Source organism: Enterobacter sp. UCD-UG_FMILLET (assembly GCF_000762975.1).
GTDB classification, from domain to species: domain Bacteria; phylum Pseudomonadota; class Gammaproteobacteria; order Enterobacterales; family Enterobacteriaceae; genus Enterobacter; species Enterobacter dykesii.
In genome coordinates this window covers 81,785-105,835 of the sequence record NZ_JRJC01000042.1, presented here as the reverse complement: position 1 = coordinate 105,835, position 24,051 = coordinate 81,785, and the positions used below count along the sequence as shown (strand labels likewise).

General features: G+C 57.3%; 18 protein-coding genes. 10 read left to right on the top strand and 8 right to left on the bottom strand.

The annotated features are described in order from the left end of the window. Nucleotides 1-15: 15 nt before the first annotated feature. From glgC to glgP, 3 genes are read left to right on the top strand one after another with little or no spacing between them, the layout of a single operon-like run. Nucleotides 16-1,311 carry a glucose-1-phosphate adenylyltransferase gene (glgC, locus tag LA04_RS20225; RefSeq protein WP_023333724.1) on the top strand — a complete coding sequence of 432 codons (1,296 nt, stop codon included), beginning with the start codon at nt 16-18 and terminating at the stop codon, nt 1,309-1,311. Continuing rightward, on the top strand, nt 1,311-2,744 hold the full coding sequence (gene glgA / locus LA04_RS20220; protein ID WP_023309509.1) for a glycogen synthase GlgA: 1,434 nt from the start codon (nt 1,311-1,313) through the stop codon (nt 2,742-2,744). Before glgC ends, glgA begins: the two co-directional genes overlap by 1 nt. A gap of 18 nt (nt 2,745-2,762) precedes the next feature. Beyond that, nucleotides 2,763-5,210 carry a glycogen phosphorylase gene (gene glgP / locus LA04_RS20215; protein WP_047652897.1) on the top strand — a complete coding sequence of 816 codons (2,448 nt, stop codon included), beginning with the start codon at nt 2,763-2,765 and terminating at the stop codon, nt 5,208-5,210. 89 nt (nt 5,211-5,299) lie between these two features. On the opposite strand, the gene glpD is transcribed toward glgP, so the two are convergent. Continuing rightward, complete coding sequence (glpD, locus tag LA04_RS20210) at nt 5,300-6,808, bottom strand: glycerol-3-phosphate dehydrogenase (protein WP_047652896.1); 1,509 nt, start codon at nt 6,806-6,808, stop codon at nt 5,300-5,302. Between the two features lie 188 nt (nt 6,809-6,996). Here glpD and glpE point away from each other — a divergent pair, with 188 nt between their 5' ends. From glpE to LA04_RS20190, 3 genes are read left to right on the top strand one after another with little or no spacing between them, the layout of a single operon-like run. Next, nucleotides 6,997-7,329 (top strand): thiosulfate sulfurtransferase GlpE, encoded by a 333-nt coding sequence (gene glpE, locus LA04_RS20200; protein WP_006177908.1) that lies wholly within the window; start codon nt 6,997-6,999, stop codon nt 7,327-7,329. Between the two features lie 47 nt (nt 7,330-7,376). Beyond that, a complete protein-coding gene (glpG, locus tag LA04_RS20195; protein WP_023309506.1) occupies nt 7,377-8,207 on the top strand; it encodes a rhomboid family intramembrane serine protease GlpG in 831 nt (276 codons plus the stop codon). A gap of 16 nt (nt 8,208-8,223) precedes the next feature. Beyond that, nucleotides 8,224-8,982 (top strand): DeoR/GlpR family transcriptional regulator, encoded by a 759-nt coding sequence (locus LA04_RS20190; protein WP_008503060.1) that lies wholly within the window; start codon nt 8,224-8,226, stop codon nt 8,980-8,982. 50 nt (nt 8,983-9,032) lie between these two features. Here LA04_RS20190 and malT read toward each other — a convergent pair whose 3' ends face one another. Next, nucleotides 9,033-11,738, bottom strand: a complete 2,706-nt coding sequence (gene malT, locus LA04_RS20185; protein WP_047652895.1) for an HTH-type transcriptional regulator MalT — start codon at nt 11,736-11,738, stop codon at nt 9,033-9,035. 586 nt (nt 11,739-12,324) lie between these two features. Here malT and malP point away from each other — a divergent pair. Then, a complete protein-coding gene (gene malP / locus LA04_RS20180) occupies nt 12,325-14,718 on the top strand; it encodes a maltodextrin phosphorylase (RefSeq protein WP_047652894.1) in 2,394 nt (797 codons plus the stop codon). A 9-nt stretch (nt 14,719-14,727) separates the two neighbouring features. Continuing rightward, nucleotides 14,728-16,803: a 4-alpha-glucanotransferase gene (gene malQ, locus LA04_RS20175; RefSeq protein WP_047652893.1), complete on the top strand. Its 2,076-nt coding sequence runs from the start codon at nt 14,728-14,730 to the stop codon at nt 16,801-16,803. A 47-nt stretch (nt 16,804-16,850) separates the two neighbouring features. Here the strand turns inward: malQ and gntT are convergent, their stop codons facing one another. The 3 genes from gntT to gntX all read right to left on the bottom strand — a co-directional run bounded on the left by gntT (nt 16,851) and on the right by gntX (nt 19,815). Continuing rightward, entirely contained in the window at nt 16,851-18,167 is a 1,317-nt protein-coding gene (gene gntT / locus LA04_RS20170; RefSeq protein ID WP_024907902.1) for a gluconate transporter, read from the bottom strand. 327 nt (nt 18,168-18,494) lie between these two features. Beyond that, nucleotides 18,495-19,070 carry a Fe-S biogenesis protein NfuA gene (nfuA, locus tag LA04_RS20165; protein ID WP_008503055.1) on the bottom strand — a complete coding sequence of 192 codons (576 nt, stop codon included), beginning with the start codon at nt 19,068-19,070 and terminating at the stop codon, nt 18,495-18,497. Between the two features lie 61 nt (nt 19,071-19,131). Continuing rightward, nucleotides 19,132-19,815 carry a DNA utilization protein GntX gene (gene gntX / locus LA04_RS20160; RefSeq protein WP_047652892.1) on the bottom strand — a complete coding sequence of 228 codons (684 nt, stop codon included), beginning with the start codon at nt 19,813-19,815 and terminating at the stop codon, nt 19,132-19,134. Between the two features lie 36 nt (nt 19,816-19,851). On the opposite strand from gntX, the gene bioH reads away from it, so the two are divergent. Both bioH and LA04_RS20150 read left to right on the top strand, forming a co-directional pair. Further along, nucleotides 19,852-20,625, top strand: a complete 774-nt coding sequence (gene bioH / locus LA04_RS20155) for a pimeloyl-ACP methyl ester esterase BioH (RefSeq protein WP_047652891.1) — start codon at nt 19,852-19,854, stop codon at nt 20,623-20,625. Nucleotides 20,626-20,736: 111 nt separating this feature from the next. After that, on the top strand, nt 20,737-21,006 hold the full coding sequence (locus tag LA04_RS20150; RefSeq protein ID WP_023309499.1) for a YdgH/BhsA/McbA-like domain containing protein: 270 nt from the start codon (nt 20,737-20,739) through the stop codon (nt 21,004-21,006). Between the two features lie 33 nt (nt 21,007-21,039). Here LA04_RS20150 and feoC read toward each other — a convergent pair whose 3' ends face one another. From feoC to feoA, 3 genes are read right to left on the bottom strand one after another with little or no spacing between them, the layout of a single operon-like run. After that, nucleotides 21,040-21,276 carry a [Fe-S]-dependent transcriptional repressor FeoC gene (gene feoC / locus LA04_RS20145; RefSeq protein WP_041911908.1) on the bottom strand — a complete coding sequence of 79 codons (237 nt, stop codon included), beginning with the start codon at nt 21,274-21,276 and terminating at the stop codon, nt 21,040-21,042. 10 nt (nt 21,277-21,286) lie between these two features. After that, a complete protein-coding gene (gene feoB, locus LA04_RS20140; RefSeq protein WP_047652890.1) occupies nt 21,287-23,605 on the bottom strand; it encodes a Fe(2+) transporter permease subunit FeoB in 2,319 nt (772 codons plus the stop codon). 30 nt (nt 23,606-23,635) lie between these two features. Further along, nucleotides 23,636-23,863 carry a ferrous iron transporter A gene (gene feoA, locus LA04_RS20135; protein WP_008503050.1) on the bottom strand — a complete coding sequence of 76 codons (228 nt, stop codon included), beginning with the start codon at nt 23,861-23,863 and terminating at the stop codon, nt 23,636-23,638. Between the last annotated feature and the right edge of the window lie 188 nt (nt 23,864-24,051).

Here is a 24,051-nt window from a genome sequence, read left to right as displayed (position 1 = left end):
AAAAAGGAGTTAGTCATGGTTAGATTAGAGAAGAACGATCCCTTAATGTTGGCACGCCAGCTACCATTAAAAACGGTTGCCCTGATTCTTGCGGGTGGGCGTGGTACACGTCTGAAAGATTTGACCATCAAGCGCGCCAAACCGGCTGTTCACTTTGGTGGTAAGTTCCGCATCATCGACTTTGCGCTCTCCAACTGCCTGAACTCGGGCATTCGCCGTATTGGCGTCATCACGCAGTATCAGTCGCACACGCTGGTTCAGCATATCCAGCGCGGCTGGTCATTCTTCAGCGAAGAGATGAACGAGTTTGTCGATCTCCTTCCTGCTCAGCAGCGCGTCCACGGCGAGAACTGGTACCGCGGCACGGCGGATGCGGTGACGCAGAACCTCGACATCATTCGTCGCTACAGCGCGGAATACATCGTGATCCTCGCCGGGGACCACATCTACAAGCAAGATTACTCCCACATGCTCATCGACCACGTCGAAAAAGGGGCGCGCTGCACCGTGGCGTGTCTGCCTGTGCCCGTTGCTGAAGCGACGGCGTTTGGCGTGATGCACGTGGACGCCGACGACAAAATTATCGACTTTGTTGAAAAGCCAGCGAACCCGCCAACTATGCCCGGCGATGACACCAAATCGCTCGCCAGCATGGGGATTTATGTCTTTGATGCAGATTATCTTTATGAGCTGCTGGAAGAAGACGACAAAGACGAAAACTCCAGCCACGACTTCGGTAAAGACATCATTCCGAAAATCACGAAAGCTGGCATGGCGTATGCACATCCTTTCCCGCTGTCCTGCGTGCAGTCCGACCCGAATGCGGAACCCTACTGGCGCGATGTGGGAACCCTGGAAGCGTACTGGAAAGCGAACCTCGACCTGGCATCGGTCACGCCTGAGCTGGATATGTACGACCAGAACTGGCCGATTCGTACCCATATGGAATCGCTGCCGCCGGCCAAATTTGTTCAGGACCGCTCCGGCAGCCACGGCATGACGCTGAACTCGCTGGTGTCCGGCGGGTGCATTATTTCAGGCTCGGTGGTGGTGCAGTCTGTGCTGTTCCCCCGCGTGCGGATAAATTCATTCTGTAATATCGATTCGGCAGTCTTGTTGCCGGATGTCTGGGTAGGGCGCTCGTGCCGTCTGCGCCGCTGCGTTATCGATCGTGCCTGCGTCATTCCAGAAGGGATGGTGATTGGTGAAAACGCGGAAGAAGACGCGCGTCGTTTCTATCGTTCGGAAGAGGGGATCGTGTTAGTCACACGGGAAATGTTGCGGAAGCTGCAGATCAAACAGGAGCGATGATGCAGGTTTTACATGTATGTTCTGAGATGTTCCCGTTGTTAAAAACGGGCGGTCTGGCAGATGTTCTGGGTGCATTACCGGCAGCGCAAATCGCCGGAGGCGTGGATACCCGAGTCCTGCTGCCCGCCTTTCCGGATATCCGGCGCGGTATACCTGATGCAAAAGTGGTGACCCGCCGTGAAACGTTTGCCGGACGCATTACCCTGCTGTTTGGACATTACAATGGCGTAGGGATTTACCTGATCGACGCGCCGCACTTATACGATCGACCGGGCAGCCCGTATCACGATACGAACCTGTTCGCCTATACCGACAACGTGCTGCGCTTTGCGCTCCTCGGCTGGGTTGGAGCAGAAATGGCGACGGGGTTGGATCCGTTCTGGCGTCCGGATGTGGTGCACGCGCACGACTGGCACGCCGGGCTTGCCCCGGCGTATCTCGCCGCGCGCGGCCACCCGGCGAAATCGGTCTTTACCGTGCACAACCTGGCGTATCAGGGGATGTACTATGCCCATCACATGAGTGAAATCGATCTGCCATTATCGTTCTATAACATGCACGGGCTGGAATTTAACGGGCAGATCTCGTTCCTGAAAGCCGGGCTCTATTACGCCGATCATATTACCGCCGTGAGCCCAACCTACGCGCGTGAGATCACCCAGCCGGAGTTTGGCTACGGCATGGAAGGGTTGCTGCAACAGCGCCACCGCGAAGGCCGCCTGTCGGGCATTCTGAACGGCGTGGATGAACAGATCTGGAGCCCGGAAACCGATCTCCTGCTGGCGGCGCGCTACGGCCGTGATTCCGTGGAAGATAAAGCGGAAAACAAACGCCAGCTGCAGATTGCGATGGGCCTGAAGGTTAACGACAAAGTGCCGCTCTTCGCGGTGGTCAGCCGCCTGACCAGCCAGAAAGGGCTGGATCTGGTGCTGGAGGCGCTGCCCGGTTTACTGGAGCAGGGCGGACAGCTGGCGCTGCTCGGCGCGGGCGACCCGGTGCTGCAGGAAGGTTTCCTTGCCGCCGCCGCGGAACACCCGGGACAGGTGGGCGTGCAGATTGGCTACCACGAAGCGTTCTCGCACCGCATCATGGGCGGCGCGGACGTCATCCTGGTGCCGAGCCGTTTCGAACCCTGCGGCCTGACGCAGCTTTACGGCCTGAAATACGGCACGCTGCCGCTGGTGCGCCGCACGGGCGGACTGGCGGATACCGTATCCGATAGCTCTCTGGAAAACCTGGCGGACGGTATCGCCAGCGGGTTTGTCTTTGAGGACAGTAATGCCTGGTCGCTGCTTCGGGCGATTCGGCGTGCTTTCGTCTTGTGGTCCCGTCCATCGCTCTGGCGTTACGTTCAGCGTCAGGCGATGTCCATGGACTTTAGCTGGCACGTCGCGGCGCAGTCATACCGCGATCTCTATCAACGCTTGATGTAACGAGGCGAAGTTACTGATATGAACGCTCCATTTAGCTACTCTTCACCCACGCTCAGCGTTGAGGCGTTAAAGCACTCCATCGCCTACAAGCTGATGTTCACCATCGGGAAAGATCCGGTTATCGCCAACAAGCACGAGTGGCTGAACGCCACCCTGTTTGCGGTGCGTGACCGTTTAGTGGAACGCTGGCTGCGCTCAAACCGCGCCCAGCTCTCGCAGGAAACGCGTCAGGTTTACTACCTGTCGATGGAATTTTTGATTGGCCGCACGCTGTCCAACGCGCTGTTGTCGCTCGGTATTTATGACGACGTCAAAACCGCCCTGGAAGAGATGGGGTTAGATTTAGAAGAGCTGATAGACGAAGAGAACGACCCGGGCCTCGGCAACGGCGGTCTGGGGCGTCTCGCCGCCTGCTTCCTCGACTCGCTGGCGACGCTGGCGCTGCCGGGCCGCGGCTACGGTATTCGCTACGACTACGGCATGTTCAAGCAGAACATCGTCGACGGGCGTCAGAAAGAGTCCCCGGACTACTGGCTGGAGTACGGCAACCCGTGGGAGTTTAAGCGCCACAATACGCGCTACAAGGTGCGATTTGGCGGACGTATCCAGCAGGAAGGGAAAAAATCCCGCTGGGTAGAAACGGAAGAGATCCTGGCCGTGGCCTACGACCAGATTATCCCCGGCTATGACACCGATGCCACCAACACGCTGCGCCTGTGGAGCGCCCAGGCCAGTAGCGAAATTAACCTCGGTAAATTTAACCAGGGTGACTACTTTGCGGCGGTGGAAGACAAAAACCACTCCGAGAACGTGTCCCGCGTGCTGTACCCGGATGACTCGACCTACTCCGGCCGCGAGCTGCGCCTGCGCCAGGAGTATTTCCTCGTCTCCTCGACGATTCAGGATATCCTCAGCCGCCATCATCAGCTGCACAAAACCTACGCCAACCTGGCGGAGAAAACCGCGATCCACCTTAACGACACCCACCCGGTGCTCTCTATTCCGGAGCTGATGCGCCTGCTGATCGACGAGCATAAGTTCAGCTGGGATGACGCGTTTGAAGTGACCTGTCAGGTGTTCTCCTACACCAACCACACGCTGATGAGCGAAGCGCTGGAAACGTGGCCGGTGGACATGCTCGGCAAAATTCTGCCGCGCCATCTACAGATTATCTTTGAGATTAACGACTACTTCCTTAAGACCCTGCAGGAGCAGTACCCGAACGATACCGGGCTGCTGAGCCGCGCTTCCATCATTGATGAGTCGAACGGGCGCCGCGTGCGTATGGCCTGGCTGGCGGTCGTCATCAGCCACAAGGTCAACGGCGTGTCCGAGCTCCACTCGAACCTGATGGTGCAGTCGCTTTTTGCGGACTTCGCGAAAATCTTCCCGACGCGGTTCTGCAACGTGACCAACGGCGTCACGCCGCGCCGCTGGCTGGCGCTGGCCAACCAGCCGCTCTCTGAGGTGCTGGACGAGAATATCGGCCGTACCTGGCGTACCGACTTGAGCCAGCTGAGCGAGCTGGAACAGCATATTGATTTCCCGACGGTGAACAAAGCCGTGCGTGAAGCCAAGCTGCTAAACAAAAAGCGTCTGGCGGTCTGGCTGGCGATGCACCTCAACGTGGTGGCAAACCCGAAAGCGCTGTTCGACGTTCAGATCAAACGCATCCACGAATACAAGCGTCAGCTGATGAACGTGCTGCACGTGATCACCCATTACAACCGCATTAAGGCCGATCCAACGGCCGAATGGGTGCCGCGCGTGAAGATCTTCGCCGGTAAGGCGGCTTCTGCCTACTACATGGCGAAGCACATCATTCATCTCATCAACGACGTGGCGAAGGTAGTCAACCAGGATCCGGACATTGGCGACAAGCTGAAGGTGGTGTTCATTCCGAACTACAGCGTGAGCCTGGCGCAGATGATCATCCCGGCGGCGGATCTCTCTGAGCAGATTTCCACGGCGGGTACGGAAGCCTCCGGCACCAGTAACATGAAGTTTGCCCTTAACGGCGCGCTGACCATCGGCACGCTGGACGGGGCGAACGTCGAGATGCTGGAGCACGTGGGCGAAGAGAATATCTTCATCTTCGGTAACACGACGGAAGAAGTGGAGGCGCTGCGCAGGAAAGGCTACTCGCCGCGTCAATATTACGAAGAGGATGAAGAGTTACGTCAGGTGTTGACGCAGATCGCGACCGGCGTGTTTAGCCCGGATGAACCGAGCCGCTATCGCGATCTGGTGGATTCGCTGATTAACTTTGGCGATCACTACCAGGTGCTGGCGGATTATCGCAGCTACGTGGACTGTCAGGACAGGGTGGACGAACTGTATCGTCAGCAGGAGAAGTGGACCAGTGTCGCGATGCATAACATCGCCAATATGGGGTATTTCTCGTCTGACAGGACCATCAAGGAGTATGCCGAGACGATCTGGCATATTGATCCGGTGAGGTTGTAAAAGCAAAACGGCAACCCCGGTTGCCGTTTTTAGCGTTTGTTCCCTCTCCCTGTGGGAGAGGGTGAGGGCATCAGCCCGCACCGCTCGTATTACGACGCCAGCGACAGCTCACGCTTCCCCGCATTTTGCAGTAACCACTGCGCCACGCGAGACTGTTGCTCGGCGTTGAGCCACATCCCTTCTTTGGTACGACGCCAGATAGCATCATCCAGACGACGAACCCACTCGTGCTCAACCAGGTAGCGCAGCTCGGCTTCGTACAGCTCGTGGCCGAAATGCTCGCCCAGATCCGCAATGTCCTTCGCGTCGGCCAGGAACAGTTCGGTATTGCTGCCGTAGATGCGGGCATAGTGGCGCGCCATCCCTTCGGTGATGAACGGGAAGCGACGGCGCAGCTTCGCGGCGTAATCATCGCGGTTATCGCCGATATCACCGCCGGGCAGTACCGCGCCTTTGGTCCATGCCGGGCCAATTCCTTTATAGTACGGCGCCAGTTTTTCCAGCGCGTGCTCGGCCAGCTTGCGGTAGGTGGTCAGCTTGCCGCCAAACACGGAAAGCAGCGGCGCCTGGCCGTCAACGTCGTGAATATCGAGCGTATAGTCGCGGGTGATGGCCTGCGGTGAGTCAGATTCGTCATCGCACAGCGGACGCACGCCGGAGTAGGTCCAGACAACGTCGTCGCGCGACAGCTGTTTCTTAAAGTGCGCGTTATACACGTTGAGCAGGTAGCTCACTTCGCTCTCGTCAATCTCGACGTTCTTCGGATCGCCTTTGTACTCCACGTCGGTGGTGCCGATGATCGAGAATTCGTCCATCCACGGGATCACAAACACGATGCGCTTGTCTTCGTTCTGCAGAATGTAGGCCTGCTTCTGGGTATGCACGCGCGGCACCACAATGTGGCTGCCCTTGATCAGGCGAATGCCGTACGGTGAAGGCAGATGCATGCCGTCGTCGAAGAACTGCTTCACCCACGGACCGGTGGCGTTCACCAGTCCGCGCGCTTTCCAGCTGAATTTCTCGCCGGTATCGATGTCTTCCGCTTCCACAATCCACAGGCCGTTTTCACGACGGGCAGAGGTCGCGCGGGTGCGGGTTTTCACCTCGCCGCCTTTCTTCTCAACCATCTGGGCATTCGCCAGCACCAGACGCGCATCGTCCACCCAGCAGTCGGAATATTCGAAACCGCGCACGATTTCAGGCTTAAGGACCGATTCTGAGCCAAAACGCAAACCTTTCGAACCCGGGAGGCTGGTGCGTTTACCCAGATGATCGTACATAAACAGACCGATTCGAATCATCCACGCCGGACGCAGATGCGGGCGATGGGGCAGGCGGAAGCGCATCGGAATCGCCAGATGTGGTGCCATTTTCAGCAGCACTTCACGTTCGGCCAGCGCTTCACTGACCAGGCGGAATTCGTAGTGTTCCAGGTAGCGCAGGCCACCGTGAATCAGTTTGGAGCTGGCGGACGATGTCGCGCAGGCGAGATCGTTAGCTTCCAGCATCAGTACGGATAAACCGCGTCCTGCGGCGTCGACCGCAATACCGGCACCGTTGATGCCACCGCCTATCACAATCAGATCTTTGGTTTCCATAACACCCTCATGCACTTTCGTTAAAGCTCAGAAATGTTCGATATCGCTCATAATAGCAAAGGAACGCGCTTTTGGTAACATCAAAAAAACAATTTAGAGTGATATGGATAACATAATGGCGTTTACCCGCCGCCAGGACGTACACTACGGGGTAAAATCTTGTCGTTGACCACTGTAAAGAGAACACCATGGATCAGTTTGAATGTATTAACGTAGAAGAAGCCCATCAGAAGATGCACCAGGGAAAAGCGGTGCTGGTGGACATCCGCGATCCGCAGAGTTTTGCGATGGGCCACACGCCGGGCGCGTTCCATCTCACCAACGACACGCTGGGCGCGTTTATGCGCGATAACGACTTCGAGACGCCGGTGATGGTCATGTGCTACCACGGCAACAGCAGCAAAGGCGCGGCGCAGTATCTGCTTCAGCAGGGCTACGACGCGGTGTACAGCGTCGACGGCGGCTTCGATGCCTGGCATCGTCACTTCCCGGCAGAAGTGGAATACGCTTTTGAGCGCTGATCCCGCTATACTGTCCCCTTTTGTGTGGAAATAAGCGACCGCTGCCCATGTTGATGATCACCTCTTTTACCAACCCGCGCGTCGCCCAGGCGTTTGTCGACTATATGGCGACGCAGGGCGTTATTCTGACCATTCAGCAACATAACCAGACCGACGTCTGGCTGGCCGATGAGAGCCAGGCCGCGCGCGTAAATGAAGAGCTGGCGCGTTTTCTTGAGAACCCTGGCGACCCGCGCTATCTGGCTGCAAGCTGGCAGTCCGGGCAGACCGACAGCGGATTGCACTACAGCCGTTTTCCCTTCCTCGCCACCATCCGCGAACGCGCCGGCCCGTTTACGCTGCTGCTGATGGCGGCCTGCATTATCGTCTTCATTATTATGAACGTGGTGGGCGACCAGAGCGTGATGATTGCCCTGGCCTGGCCCTATGACCCGTCTCTTGAGTTTGACGTCTGGCGCTACTTTAGCCACGCGCTGATGCACTTCTCGGTGATGCATATTCTCTTTAACCTGCTCTGGTGGTGGTATCTCGGCGGTGCCGTTGAAAAGCGCCTGGGCAGCGGCAAGCTGATCGTTATCACTCTTATCAGCGCCCTGCTGAGCGGCTATGTGCAGCACAAGTTTAGCGGGCCGTGGTTCGGCGGGCTGTCGGGCGTCGTGTATGCCCTGATGGGCTACGTCTGGCTTCGCGGGGAGCGCGATCCGGAAAGCGGCATCTATCTGCAGCGCGGATTAATAACCTTTGCGTTAATATGGCTAATTGCCGGATGGTTTGATCTGTTTGGTATGTCTATCGCCAACGGTGCGCACGTCGCCGGGCTGGCCGTGGGGCTGGCAATGGCCTTTGCCGACACGCTCCATGCGCGAAAACGAACATAATTCTCAGGGATAATTGATGAAACAAACACAACGTCATGACGCTATTATCGAACTGGTAAAAAAACAGGGATACGTCAGCACCGAAGAGCTGGTGGAGCAGTTTGCCGTCAGCCCACAGACCATCCGTCGTGACCTGAACGATCTGGCCGATCAGAACCGTATTCTTCGCCACCACGGCGGGGCGGCGCTGCCGTCCAGTTCGGTCAATACCTCCTGGCATGACCGTAAGGCGACGCAGACGGCAGAGAAAGAGCGCATTGCCCGCAAGGTCGCCAGCCAGATCCCGAACGGGGCGACGCTGTTTATTGATATCGGCACCACGCCGGAAGCGGTCGCTCATGCGCTGCTGGATCACGAGAACCTGCGCGTGGTCACCAACAACCTGAACGTGGCCAATACCCTGATGCAGAAAGATGACTTCCGCATCATCCTCGCGGGCGGCGAACTGCGCAGCCGCGACGGCGGGATTATCGGCGAAGCGACCCTCGATTTTATCTCTCAGTTCCGCCTCGACTTTGGCATTCTGGGGATCAGCGGCATCGACAGCGACGGCTCGCTGCTGGAGTTTGATTATCACGAGGTGCGCACCAAGCGCGCGATTATTGAAAACTCACGTCACGTGATGCTGGTGGTAGACCATTCGAAGTTTGGTCGTAACGCGATGGTGAACATGGGCAGCATCAGCATGGTGGACGCGGTCTACACCGACGTGATGCCGCCGGCGGGCGTGATGCAGGTGATTAAAGATAATAATTTGCAGTTAGAGCTGTGCTAAGAAGCCTTTCTCCCTCTCCCTGTGGGAGAGGGCATCAGGCCTCATAAAACCTAAACCCCGTACCCCATCATCTTCAACAGCTGCTGCGCATGCTGCACCGCATCCTGACGATGCGCCACGCCCAGCTTCTGATACAGGTTGCGGATATGCGTTTTGATGGTGGTCGCCGCCACCGCCAGCTCGCCGGCAATCTGCTCGTTGCTGTAGCCTGAATAAATCAGCCCCAGAACCTGCCACTCGCGCTGAGTGAGCGGGCTGGTGCGGATAAGCTCCGGCACTTCAGGGTGGTTCAGCAGACGCTCAACGAAGTTCTCATCAAAATGCGCGAACTTGTGCCGATGATGCTGGTTTATCTCGCGCAGAATGCGCTGGGCGCGATGCTGGTCCAGCTCCGGCAGCGTGTTGAGCTGAATAAGCTGGCGCAGCTGCTGCGCCATCACTTCACCTTCAATCACAAAGTGGCTGATAAACCCGGTGCGGTTAGCCAGCTGCAGCGCTTCCAGCAGCACGCGCTGGGCATCGTTTTTACGACCCGCCTGCCAGTAGAGCTGGTTTTGCAGCAGCAGGTTGCGGTTCAGGTCGCTCATCAGACGCAGGCTGCGCGCGTTCTCGTTCAGCTCTTCCAGCACAATCTCTGCGGGCTCTACTTCACCGAGCAGGATCTGCGCGCGGGCAATGTTGCGCCACTGGCTCTGCAGGAAGTGGTTGTTAGCAAATTCCGGTTTTGGCGTCTGACGCAGCCAGTTGGCGGCGGATTTTTTATCGCCGGTCATCTGCCAGTAAATCACCCGGACCTTATCGGCGTTTGAAACCCAGTCGCTGTGATACTGACCGTTGCCGAGCAGGTTCTCCAGGCGGTTCAGATGGTTGCGGGCGTTATCGAGATCGCCGCGCGCCAGCGAGCACTGCACCAGCAGCGCCAGGCACTGCAGCTGCTGCTGAGGCTGGAAGCTGGAAAGGACATCCACACCCTGGCGGGCGCAGCTTTCTGCTTCATCCAGACGCGACCATGCCCACAGCAGCTGAGCGCGAATACGCAGCAGGAACTCGTGCATCGGCAGCTGTTCCAGGTGCTGTTCACGAATCAGCTGGAACGCTTTTTCCTGGTTCTCCCAGGCGGCCTGCAGGAACCCCTGTGCGAATAAAATCTCGCTCTGTTGGATAAGGCTCCACAGCGCGTAATGCCAGACATCATGACGACGCGCCATCTGTTCGGTTTGCTGCATCAGTGAGAGCGAACGCGTGAGGTCGCCTTTGCAGTGCAGCACTTCGCCGTGCACCGAGGTCGCAACGATGCGGCTGTAGAAATTAGCCAGCGGCAGTTCATCCAGCGCGACCATCGCCAGACGTTCGGCTTCCTCCGGGTCACCGTCGTTAATCGCCACCTGAGCGCGCAGCGCGTTAAATTCGCCGTGCAGGGTGGTATCCATCTCGCTTTCCATCTCCTGCTCGGCGCGCGCCAGCAGGGTGTTCACTTCGCTGTAGCGGTGCTGGCTCTGCATCAGCCAGGCCTGCAGCAGCACCAGACGCGGGTTCTCCAGCAGGCTTTCCCACGGCAGGGCTTTGAGAGACTCTTCCAGCAGCGTCAGTTCGCTGTGGTTAAACAGGCCCCACGCATGGTTGAGGAGGATATCGCGCAGCATGCTGGCATCGCCGGCGGCCAGCGCGTGGTGAATGGCCTCGCTCGGGAAGCCTTGTGCCATCCAGCTTTCGGCAGCGGCGCGGTGGATTTCCGGCAGTTCAACCGCCAGCTCCCACTGACAGCGCTGGCGCAGGAAGCTGCCAAACAGCGGGTGATAGCTAAACCACTCGCCGGGATCGTCCATGCGCGTCAGGAAAAGGCCCTGACGTTCAATCTCTTCGAGCTGCAGCTGACCGTTTTCACAGCCCGTTACGCGCACGATGAGCGCATCGTTCATGGAACGCAGCAGAGAGCTTTTCAGCAGGAAATTTCGGGTTGAGGGATCGACGCTGTCCAGCACCTCATCCACCAGATAGTCAGAAAGGTGACTGGCGTTGATGCCCGCCAGACGCCGGGCAGACTGATGCGCCGGACTGTTGTTTTGTCGGGCAGAGAGCGCGATAAGCTGCAGCGCCGTGGCCCAGCCCGCGACGTCGTCGCACAGACGGCTGCTCTCGGCGGCCTCAATTGGTGAGTTCAGGCGGCAGTCAAAGAACTGTTTCGCTTCCTGGTGGGTAAAGGCCAGCTGCTGGCTGCCCACTTCCAGGAGCTGATCGCGCACGCGCAGGTTGGCGATACCCAGCTGCGGCAGGTTGCGTGACAGCACCACTAAAGTCAGGTTTTCCGGCTGATGGCGCAGGAAGAAACGCATCGATTCATGAATCACCGGGTTAGTGATGAGATGGTAATCATCAATCACCACGTAAAGCGGGCGATGCCATTCGGCCAGTTCGATAAACAGCTGAGAGAAAAGGGAGGACAGGCTGGCGTACTGGCGCTTTTGCACCATCACCTCACTGGCGACGCAGTGTCCATGGGTGGCTTGCTGTATGGCGGCAATCAGATAGCTGGCAAAACGCTCTTGCTGGTTATCGCCCTCGTCGAGGGAGTACCAGCCAAGATCGCTCTTACCTGCGGCCCATTGCGAAATGAGCGTTGTCTTTCCATAACCTGCAGGGCTCGTAACCAGCGCCAGTCGGAAATTATGCGCGCCGGAAAGTTTAGCCAACAGACGCTCGCGGACCACTGTATGGTCAAGACGAACCGGGCGACTTAATTTAGACGGAATCAACATAGGTTTCACTTCACTGTGGGGAACGAGAGATTTTATTTTTTTTGGGCTTCGTAATTAATACGATATAAGGTCGAACAGAAAGAGAACTATTGCAAGTTATGTCTGGGTTTTGTGGTTCTGAATTTGCACTCTGTCACAAAACATTCAGGCAAATGTTGGAACTTTCTCGAAAGGGCCGTAACGCCGCGTCACTGCTGGCTTGTCTGTATACATTGCCGCTGCGCTGAAACTGGTTTCATAAAGGTATAGTGACGTCAAATTTAATAAAGTGCGGGTAAAGTTGAGTGAGAGTAATAGTCTCCTGAGAGGTAACCCGATGGCTAAATTATTATTCTACGTAAGTAATCATTTCAGAACGGATCAATTTCACCCGAAACTGCATTTCATTTCTTTGACATTCTCCCCGGTTAGTTTTTTATCTTCCGGGCACACTCGAACTATGCTCTGAGAGTGGCCTTGATCACACTTTTCTGCTCATCCCCGCTACTCCTCCCTGTCTAATCCCCCACGGGAGGAGGAAGAGGTGAAATGAGCCAGGCACACTAGCGCCAACTTGTGTTTTCTTTCTAAAGGATGCCGATCCCCTATGTCACAGCCTACCTTCAACAAAGCTCAATTCCAGGCTGCCCTGACGCGTCAGTGGCAGCGTTTTGGCCTTCATGCTGCAAACGAAATGACGCCTCACCAGTGGTGGCAGGCCGTGAGCGGTGCGCTCGCAGAGCAGCTGGATGCTCAACCGGTGGCAAAGCCTGTTAATGGCCAGCGTCACGTGAACTATATCTCGATGGAATTCCTGATTGGCCGCCTGACGGGCAACAACCTGTTGAACCTCGGCTGGTATCAGGACGTTCGTGACGTCCTTAAAGAACACGACATTAACCTGACCGACCTGCTGGAAGAAGAGATTGACCCGGCGCTGGGCAACGGCGGCCTGGGACGTCTGGCGGCCTGTTTCCTCGACTCCATGGCGACTGTCGGCCAGTCGGCGATCGGCTACGGTCTGAACTATCAGTACGGCCTGTTCCGTCAGTCGTTTGCCGATGGCCATCAGATGGAAGCGCCGGACGACTGGCATCGCAATACCTATCCGTGGTTCCGCCACAACGCGCAGCTGGATGTCCAGGTTGGCATTGGCGGAAAAGTGACGAAACAAGGTCTCTGGGAACCGGCGTTCACCATTACCGGTGAAGCCTGGGATCTGCCGGTGCTCGGCTACCGTAACGGCGTGGCGCAGCCGCTGCGTCTGTGGCAGGCGAAGCACGCCCATCCGTTTAACCTGACCAAATTCAACGACGGCGATTTCCTGCGCGCCGAGCAGCAGGGCATCGACGCCGAGAAGCTAACCAAAGTCCTCTACCCGAACGACAACCACCTGGCCGGTAAAAAGCTGCGCCTGATGCAGCAGTACTTCCAGTGCGCCTGCTCCGTGGCGGACATTCTGCGTCGCCATCACCTGGCGGGCCGCAAGCTGGCGCAGCTGCCGGACTTCGAAGTGATTCAGCTCAACGACACGCACCCGACGATTGCGATCCCGGAACTGCTGCGCGTGCTGATCGACGTGCATCAGCTGAGCTGGGATGACGCCTGGGCCATCACCAGCCGTACCTTCGCCTACACCAACCACACCCTGATGCCAGAGGCGCTCGAGTGCTGGGATGAGAAGCTGGTGAAAACGCTGCTGCCGCGCCACATGCAGATCATCAATAAGATTAACGACCAGTTTAAAACCCTGGTGGATAAAACCTGGCCGGGCAACAAAGCGGTCTGGGCGAAGCTGGCGGTGGTTCACGATAAGCAGGTGCGCATGGCGAACATGTGCGTGGTCAGCGGCTTTGCGGTGAACGGCGTGGCGGCGCTGCACTCGGATCTGGTGGTGAAAGATCTGTTCCCGGAATACCACCAGCTGTGGCCGACCAAATTCCACAACGTGACCAACGGCATCACGCCGCGTCGCTGGATCAAGCAGTGCAACCCGCTGCTGGCCGGTCTGCTTGACAAGACCCTGAAGAAAGAGTGGGCCAACGATCTGGACCAGCTCATCAACCTGGAAAAACAGGCTGACGACGCGAAATTCCGCGAGCAGTACCGCGCGATCAAGCTGGAGAACAAGGTTCGTCTGGCGGAGTTCGTGAAAGTGCGTACCGGGATTGAGATCAACCCGAATGCCATTTTCGATATCCAGATCAAACGCCTGCACGAGTACAAACGTCAGCACCTGAACCTGCTGCACATTCTGGCGCTGTACAAAGAGATCCGCGAGAACCCGCAGGCCGACCGCGTGCCGCGCGTGTTCCTGTTCGGTGCGAAAGCGGCTCCGGGCTACTACCTGGCGAAAAACATTATCCTCGCCATCAATAAAGTGGCGGCGGCGATCAACAGCGATCCGAAAGTGGGCGACAAGCTGAAGGTGGTGTTCCTGCCGGATTACTGCGTCTCGGCGGCCGAAATGCTGATCCCGGCGGCGGATATCTCCGAGCAGATCTCGACTGCAGGTAAAGAAGCGTCCGGTACCGGCAACATGAAGCTGGCGCTGAACGGCGCGCTGACCGTCGGTACGCTCGACGGGGCCAACGTCGAAATCGCAGAGAAGGTGGGCGAAGAGAACATCTTTATCTTCGGCCACACCGTGGAAGAGGTGAAAGCCATCAAGGCTAAAGGCTATGACCCGGTGAAATGGCGTAAGAAAGACAAGGTGCTCGACGCGGTGCTGAAGGAGCTGGAAAGCGGTAAATACAGCGACGGTGACAAGCACGCGTTTGACCAGATGCTGCACAGCATGGACAAACACGGCGGTGACCCGTATCTGGTGATGGCGGACTTCACGGCCTACGTTGAAGCGCAAAAGCAGGTTGACGTGCTGTATCGCGACCAGGAAGCGTGGACCCGCGCGTGCATTCTGAATACCGCCCGCTGCGGTATGTTCAGCTCTGACCGTTCAATCCGTGATTATCAGGCCCGTATCTGGCAGGCAAAACGCTAAGGAAGCGCGATGGAGAGTAAACGTCTGGACAGCGCCGCGCAGGCGGCGGGGATCAGCCTCAGTTACATTAATGCTCACGGCAAACCGCAGTCTATTGGCGCCGACACCAAAAGACGTTTGCTGGATGCCATGCACAAAACCGACGCGAAAGCGTCGGTTGCGCCGGTGCCTAACGTAAAGGTATTCACCGCAGGCAAAAAGATGCCGCTGGCGGTGGAGGGGCGCGGCGAGTTTAGCTGGCTGCTTACCACCGAAGAGGGGCATCAGCACAAAGGCCACGCCACCGGCGGCAAAACGTTAAACCTTCCGGCGAAGCTGCCGGAGGGGTATCACACCCTAACGCTCACCCAGGACGATCGGCGTTTCCACTGTCGGGTGATCGTCGCGCCAAAACGCTGCTACGAGCCGCAGGCGTTGCTCGAAGGCAAAAAGCTGTGGGGCGCCTGCGTGCAGCTCTACACGCTGCGTTCCGACAGCAACTGGGGCATCGGTGATTTTGGCGATCTGAAAAAGATGCTGGTGGATGTGGGCGAGCGCGGCGGCGCGTTTATCGGGCTCAACCCGATCCACGCGCTCTATCCGGCCAACCCGGAGAGCGCCAGCCCGTACAGTCCGTCGTCCCGTCGCTGGCTGAACGTGATTTATATCGACGTTAACGCGTTAGATGATTTCAAAAACAGCAAAGAGGCGCAGACGTGGTGGAAACTCAGCACCACGCAGCAGGCCCTGAAGCAGGCGCGCGACGCGGATTGGGTGGATTATTCCACCGTCACGGCGCTGAAAATGGCCGCGCTGCGCCTGGCGTGGAAAGACTTTTCGCTGCGTGACGACGAGCAGATGGCCGCCTTCCGCCAGTTTGTGACGCAGGAGGGCGAGAGCCTTTACTGGCAGGCGGCGTTTGATGCACTGCACGCGTATCAGGTGAAAGAGGACGAAATGCGCTGGGGCTGGCCGGTCTGGCCGGAAGCGTATCAGTCCGTCGACACGCCTGAAGTAAAAGCGTTCTGTAAAAAATATGCCGATGAAGTGGACTTCTACCTGTGGCTGCAGTGGCTGGCGTACAGCCAGTTTGCCGCCTGCTGGCAGGTGAGCCAGGGCTATAAGATGCCGATCGGCCTGTATCGCGATCTGGCCGTCGGCGTGGCGGAAGGCGGCGCGGAAACCTGGTGCGACCGCGAGCTTTACTGCCTGAAGGCCTCCGTGGGTGCGCCGCCGGATATTCTTGGGCCGCTCGGTCAGAACTGGGGACTGCCGCCGATGGATCCGCACGTCATGGCGGCGCGCGCGTACGAGCCGTTTATCGACCTGCTGCGCGCTAACATGCAGAACTGCGGTGCGCTGCGTATCGACCACGTGATGTCCGTGCTGCGTCTGTGGTGGATCCCGTACGGTGAAACGGCCGATCGCGGGGCGTACGTGCAGTACCCGGTTGACGATCTGCTGTCGATCCTGGCCCTGGAAAGCAAGCGTCATCAGTGCATGGTGATCGGTGAAGATCTCGGTACCGTGCCGGTGGAAATTGTCAGCAAGCTCCGCGACAGCGGCGTCTACTCCTACAAAGTGCTCTATTTTGAAAACGACCATGAGAAAACCTTCCGCGCGCCGAAAGCGTACCCTGAACAGTCAATGGCAGTCGCGACGACGCATGACCTTCCTACGCTTCGTGGCTATTGGGAAAGCGGCGATCTGACGCTCGGCAAAACGCTGGGTCTGTATCCTGATGAAGAGGTGTTACGCGGCCTGTATCAGGATCGCGAGCTCTCCAAACAGGGGCTGCTGGATGCGCTGCACAAGCAGGGCTGTCTGCCGAAACGTGCCGGACATAAGGCGTCATTGATGTCGATGACCGCGACCCTCAATCGTGGTTTGCAGCGCTATATTGCCGACAGCAACAGCGCTCTGCTGGGCCTGCAGCCGGAAGACTGGATTGATATGGCGGAGCCGGTGAACATCCCGGGCACCAGCTATCAGTACAAGAACTGGCGTCGCAAGCTATCCACATCGCTTGAGAAGATGTTTGCCGATGATGGGGTGAACAAGCTGATTAAGGATCTGGACAAGCGGCGAAAAGCTGCCGGGAAGTAGTAATAAAAAAACCCGCCAGGAGGCGGGTTTTTTATTGCCTTGTGGCGTCAAACCACCATATTCAACAGCAGCACCCCGACCAGACCACACACCGAAATAATAGTTTCCAGCGCGGACCAGGACTTGATGGTTTCACCGATAGTCAGGTTGAAGTACTCCTTGAACAGCCAGAAGCCAGGGTCGTTAACGTGAGAGAAGATCACGCTACCGGAACCGACGGCGATAACCATCAGTTCAGGGCTTACGCCCGTGGTCGCAATCAGCGGGGCAACGATACCGCCCGCGGTGATCGCCGCAACGGTCGCAGAACCCAGCGCAATACGCAGAACCGCGGCAATAGACCAGGCCATCAGGAGCGGCGATACGTTGGTTTCATGCATCATGGCAGCGATGTATTTGTCCACGCCGCTGTCGACCAGAACCTGCTTGAATGCACCGCCACCGCCGATGATCAGGAGCATCATGGCAATGATTTTGATGGAAGAGGTCAGCGTGTCGTTGATCTGATCCATGGAGCGGCCACGGTTCAAACCGAAGGTGAACATCGCGATCAGCACGGCAATCAGCGTTGCCATCACCGGGTCACCCAGGAATTCCGCCACGGACAGGAACGCATGACCTTTCGGCAGGATCATCTCCGCCACGGCGCGCATCGCCATCAGGATCACCGGTACCAGAGAGGTCCAGACGCTGACGCCAAAGCCCGGCATCTCTTCTTCGGTGAAGGTTTTGGCGCTGTACAGACCTTCCGGAATCGGCTTATCAATGCCTTTCAGGAAGCGGGCATAAACCGGGCCGGCCAGAATCACCGTCGGGATCGCCAGAATCGTACCGAACAGCAGAGTTTTACCCATATCCGCGTGGAAGATGGTCGCGATAGCGGTTGGACCCGGGTGTGGCGGCAGGAAGCCGTGAGTCACGGACAGCGCCGCAGCCATCGGCACACCGACATACAGCAGCGGGATGCTTGCCGCAGCTGCGATGGTGAACACCAGCGGCAGCATCAGCACGAAGCCCACTTCATAGAACAGCGCGAAGCCGACGGTAAAGCCGGTTAACACCACCGCCCACTGGATGTTCTTCTTACCGAATTTGTCGATAAGCGTGGTGGCAATACGCTGGGCGCCACCGCAGTCCGCCAGCATTTTGCCGAGCATGGCGCCGAAGCCCATGATCAATGCCAGGCTGCCGAGCGTGCCGCCGACGCCGGCTTTGATGGAACTGATAACTTTAACCAGCGGCATACCCTGCATCAGACCGACTGCAAGTGCCACCAGAACCAGAGCGATAAATCCGTTCATTTTGAAACGGATCATCAAGAGCAGTAATAACACAACACCGATAGCAACGATGACTAATGGCATGATTGACCTGGCCTTTGAATTGTTATGGGTAACGTCATTGTTTCAACGACAAATTCCGATTGTCCCAACTGGGAACAGAGACGTAACGGCACTCATACTGATGCCTGCGAAACCATTAAGTTTAGTCGGCTGTTATAAGGGTGCTGAGTGCCCACGAGAATGATACGGGTAACATGGCGCGATTGAGAATCACCCTGGGAGGGTAAATTTGAATTATGAGACGCAGGTCAACATATGGCAGGTAAACGCAAAACGGTAACCATGAGGTTACCGTTTTTGATGTTTTCACCCTCTCCCGTGGGAGAGGGCATAGCGACGGATGCTGAATTAGTAGTAAGAATGCTCGCCGCGCTGGTGCTCGGTCAGGTCACGCACGCCTTTCAGTTCCGGGAATTCGTTCAGCAACTGCTTCTCGATCCCTTCTTTCAGCGTCACATCGACCATTGAACAGCCGTTACAGCCGCCGCCAAACTGGAGAATGGCAAAACCTTCGTCGGTGATTTCCATCAGGGAAACACGACCGCCGTGGCCCGCCAGCTGTGGGTTGATCTGGGATTGCAGCAGATACTCAACGCGCTCCATCAGCGGGGCATCGTCAGACACTTTACGCATTTTCGCGTTCGGCGCTTTCAGGGTCAGCTGAGAACCCAGCTGGTCGGTGACGAAGTCGATCTCCGCATCTTCAAGATACGGTGCGCTCAGCTCATCAACGTAGGCAGTGAGCTGTTCAAATTTAAGGGCAGTGTCAGTTGCTTCCACAGCGTCCGGAGGACAATAAGAAACACCACATTCTGCATTCGGAGTGCCTGGATTAATCACAAACACGCGGATCTGCGTCCCTTCTTCCTGATTTGCCAGCAGTTTGGCAAAGTGCGCTTGTGCAGAATCGGAAATACGGATCATAGCTTTGGCCTAATAGTTGACTAAATTACCTGGGTATAATCATACGCCCATTGAAGAAGGGCTACAAGGTACGGCACAGACACCATACCTGAACCGACGCGGCGCCGCTTCGCAAAAGCAGTCGGGAAAGTTCAGCAACGGTACTGCCCGTGGTGACGACATCATCCACAATCGCGATATGGAGACCGTCGACCGGCAATTCAAGGCGAAAGGCGTTTTTGAGGTTTCTTTTGCGAAGCCGGGCGCTGAGCTGATGCTGGATGGCGGTGGCATGAACACGTGTAAGCGCGCCGGCCTCATACCGGCAGCCGAGCCACCGCGCGAGGGGGCGGCAGATCAGGTCACTCTGGTTATAGCCGCGCCGCCAGTGACGACGTCGGTATAGGGGGACACTCACCACCATGTCAATTCTCGGCAGTGCCCGCTGACGTCGCGCCTGCAAAACCGCCAGCAACAGCAGGCGGGCAAGGGGCTGTGCCAGCGAACTCTGCCCGGAAAACTTCAGCGCGTGAATCAGCCTGCTCAGCGGGGGGACATAATCATCCACCGCCACCAGCGCGCTCCACGGCGGGGATTTTTTCAGGCAGCGGCCACAGGGCAGCGAGGGGTTTGTGGCCGGTAAACCACATTGTGGACAGATCCCGATATGCCATTGCAGCGCTCGCGTACAGACGGAGCAGACGCCCCACCCGCTGAGCGCCAGCGGCATTTGGCATAGCCAGCACAAGCCGGGTACTGTTAGCATGTGCAACCTCCATGTGAAAAAAGAGAACAGTAACTGATGAAGACGCTGTGGTGGCAGACCGTAGGGACAGGAAATTGCCATCTTGTGCTGCTGCACGGATGGGGCCTGAATGCGGAGATATGGCATTGCATACGTGAGGAACTTGCCTCGCATTTCACCCTGCATCTGGTGGATTTACCCGGCTTTGGCCGCAGCCGCGGGTATGGCGCGTTGTCGCTTGATGAGATGGCGCAGCAGGTTCTGGACGCTGCGCCGCAAAACGCGGTCTGGCTGGGCTGGAGCCTGGGCGGGCTGGTGGCGAGCCAGATTGCGCTGTCGCAGCCTGACCGCGTAAAAGCGCTGGTGACGGTGGCGTCGTCGCCCTGTTTTAGCGCGCAGGAAGAGTGGCCGGGGATCAAGCCTGACGTGCTGGCGGGCTTCCAGCAGCAGCTGAGCGAAGATTTCCAGCGGACCGTAGAGCGTTTCCTGGCATTGCAGACAATGGGTACTGACACCGCGCGTAAGGATGCCCGAACGCTGAAGCAGACCGTGCTTTCTCTGCCGATGCCGGAGGTTGAGGTGCTAAACGGCGGACTGGAACTCCTGAAAACGGTTGACCTGCGCGAGCCGCTGGCCGCCCTGACGATGCCGCACCTGCGTATCTATGGCTACCTCGACGGGATTGTGCCGCGCAAAGTGGTTCCGCTGCTGGATTCACTCTGGCCGGAGAGTGAATCGCAGATCATTGCCAAAGCCGCACATGCCCCGTTTATCTCTCATCCGACGGAATTTTGTTCAGCGCTGATTGCGTTAAGTCAACGTTTCGACTGATTATTTTCTATCCTGCCTGGAAAAAATAACACACCGCAACCATACTCCTGATGTCGTTGCGGTTGTTCTGCCTACGATAATCAAAACAACAATCCTATGGAGAGTCAGGCTATGAAACTTGTTACAGGTATTGTCACTTCTCTGGTTATTGGGTCACTTTCATTTGGCGTCTTTGCGGCAAAAGAGCTGGAAAAAGATAAAGTTGCCGGCATGAATCTGACGAAAATTGGTGAGATTTCTACGTCTGACACCACCGCGCCGATGGACGCTCGCAAAGAGCTGTCGAAGAAAGCGGATGAGCTGGGCGGAACGTACTACGTCGTCACCAGTGCAGAAAAACAGACCAAAAACGTACGCGCTACGGCGGACGTCTACAAGTAATACGATAAAGCCGGGCAGCGATGCCCGGCTTTGTTAACGCAGCGCCCACCACTCCCTGAGGCAGGCCTTTCCTTCCGGACAGCTTTTACAACTGCCGGAGAGACAACCCTCCGCTTCTTCCTGAATTCGCACGGCTTTCCCCATGGCTTCCAGTCTTTCCAGCATGGCATCGATCATCGGCTGCGGCGTATGCAGGCTGAGGCTCAGCTGTTTCGCCTCCATTCGCCCTTGCAGTGCCAGCAGGTCACGAACCTGAATCAACGATGCCATGGTTTGCTCCTTAGTGACAGTCGCCCGCCGGGCTGTTGCAGCAGGTCGCGGCGGTTTTACGGTTTGCCAGCAGGTCGATGTCGACGCGGCTGCGCGCACGCCGCAGCAGACCGAGCACGATCGCGTTAAACAGCACAACCGCGAGAATACAGACCAGGCTGTAGCGCGGGTGCTGGCTGAAATTGACGGTTTGATAAAACAGCGTCGCCAGCGAGTAAGCGATATTCAGCCCCCACAGGACAGAGAAGCCCATCCAGCCGCGGCTGGACTCGCGGGCAATCGCCCCCATCACGGAGATGCACGGAATGTAGAGCAGAACAAAGATGAGGTAGCTGTAGGCCGCGGACGCGCTGCCAAATTTCTCGCCCATCACGCCCATGGCACCCGTTGCCATTTCGCCGTCGCCTTTGCTCGCTTCAATCGGGTTCGCCAGCACGCTCAGGCTGAAGGTATCTTTCAGGCTCTGCCAGGTCTCCTCTACGGCACCCAGCAGCTCATGGCCGAGATGAAACGCTGCCGGATTAAATTCCTGCTCCTGAATGTTCTCGGCGGTGTAAAGCGTGTTCAGGGTGCCGACAACCACCTCTTTCGCCATCGCTCCGGTGAACAGCCCGACGGTCGCCTGCCAGTTATCCTCATGCACGCCAATCGGCTTGAAGACCGGCGTGATGATGCGGCTGACGGAAGCGAGGGCAGAGTCGTTAATGTTATCTGCCGCCTGTCCGCTGAGGGTGAAGCTGTTCAGCGCGCTCAGGAAAATGCTGACGATGACAATCACCTTACCGGCGCGCAGCACAAAGCCCTTCAGGCGCTGCCAGGTCTGGATTGCCAGGCTTTTCAGATGCGGCACGTGATACACCGGCAGCTCCATCACAAACGGCGACGCTTCACCGCGCATGATGGTGTGCTTCAGCATCAAACCGGTAAGAATAGCCATCACGATGCCCAGCACATACAGCGAAAAGACCGCCAGCGCGCCCTGCTGACCAAAGAAGGCTGCGGCAAAGACCGCAAAGATGGCCAGACGGGCACCGCAGGACATAAACGGCGCCATCATGATGGTCATCAGACGTTCACGCGGCGCATCCAGGGTGCGTGCGCCCATTACCGACGGTACGTTACAGCCGAAGCCGACAATCAGCGGGACGAAGGATTTACCCGGCAGACCCAGCGCCTGCATCAGACGATCCATCACGAACGCCGCGCGCGCCATGTAGCCGGAATCTTCCAGGAACGAGAGGAACAGGTACATCATACCGATCTGCGGCACCAGAGGCAGAACGGTGTTGATACCGCCGCCGATCCCCTGTGCGAGGAAGATGGTTAACCATTCCGGGAAGTGCAGGGTGTAACCCACCCACTGAATCCCGTGGACGAAGACCGCGACGGAACCGGCGTCGAAAATGGGCTGGAGTGCGCCGCCGATGTTAATGGCGAGCAGGAACATCACGTACATGACCAGCAGGAAGATGGGCAAACCGAGGAAGCGGTTAAGCACAACTTTATCCACCGCCGCCGTAAAGCGGCTGGGTTCCGCCGTGAGGGCGTTGCTGACAACGTCGCAAATCGAGGCGATGGCCTGGTAACGCGCATCGGCAATGTGCAGCGCCGGGTCGTCCAGCTCGTCGCTAAGGCGGGCCACCGTCGCGTCCAGCTTATCAGCCGCATGCCCTGCGTAAGCGCGGCTGTAGATATCCCCTTCCAGCATCTGCAGGCCGAGCCACAGGCGCTGTTTCGCTGGCATGCTGTTGTCCATCTCCTGCGCCAGCACGTTGGCTTCGCGCAGGAGAGGCTGTGCGTAATGCACCAGCTCAATGTCATGATTTCCCTGGTGACGGTCAATGGCCAGCTTCAGCGCATCAATACCGCGAGCGCGCGTCGAAACCAGCGGAACGACCGGGCAACCCAGGCGCGCGGAGAGGGCATCGACGTCGATGCGCAGCTTTTGTTTCTCCGCAATGTCGAGCATGTTGAGCGCCACGATGCAGGGGATCCCCAGCTCCAGCAGCTGCAGCGTCAGATAAAGATTACGCTCGAGGTTTGAGGCATCAACAACGTTGATCAGCAGGTCCGCGTCGCCGCCGAGAATATAGTGACAGGCAATCTGCTCATCGAGCGAGGTTTGCGACGAAATGGTGGTTAAGGAGTAGGTACCGGGAAGGTCAACCAGCGCCACCTGGTTGTCCGTTGTGGTGAACTGACCCTCTTTACGCTCAACCGTCACGCCCGCCCAGTTGCCCACGCGCTGGCGTGCTCCGGTGAGCTGGTTAAAAAGCGTAGTCTTGCCGGAATTAGGATTGCCAATTAAGCCAATAGTTAACTTTTTCATTTTTTTAGACTCACTGAAACCGCTGGCTTGTTATCGGGATAAGGCTTCGACTTCTATTAACGCGAGGTCTTTCTTACGCAGGACCAGATTCACGCGGCGGGTTTCAATATGAACCGGATCGCCCAGCGGCGCCACGCGCACGACCTGAAATGACGAGCCGGGCAGCATGCCCAGCGACAGCAGCTTTTGCCGATAGGCTGGGCTAATTTCGCGGGTAAAACCGGTAATTTTCCATGCACTGTCTGGAGTGAATTGCATAACGCCTGATTCCACGAAAGGTTAAATTATCTACTATGGGATGATAATGAGAATAGTTTTTATCAGCAATATTAAAACTGTGACGGAATGTTGTTTGCGGTATTAATTTACGGCCTGTTTGACCTGGCTCAATATTTGCTGAATGGCCTGGAAACGAAAAGAAGAGTATTTGTTAACGGGGTGATAAT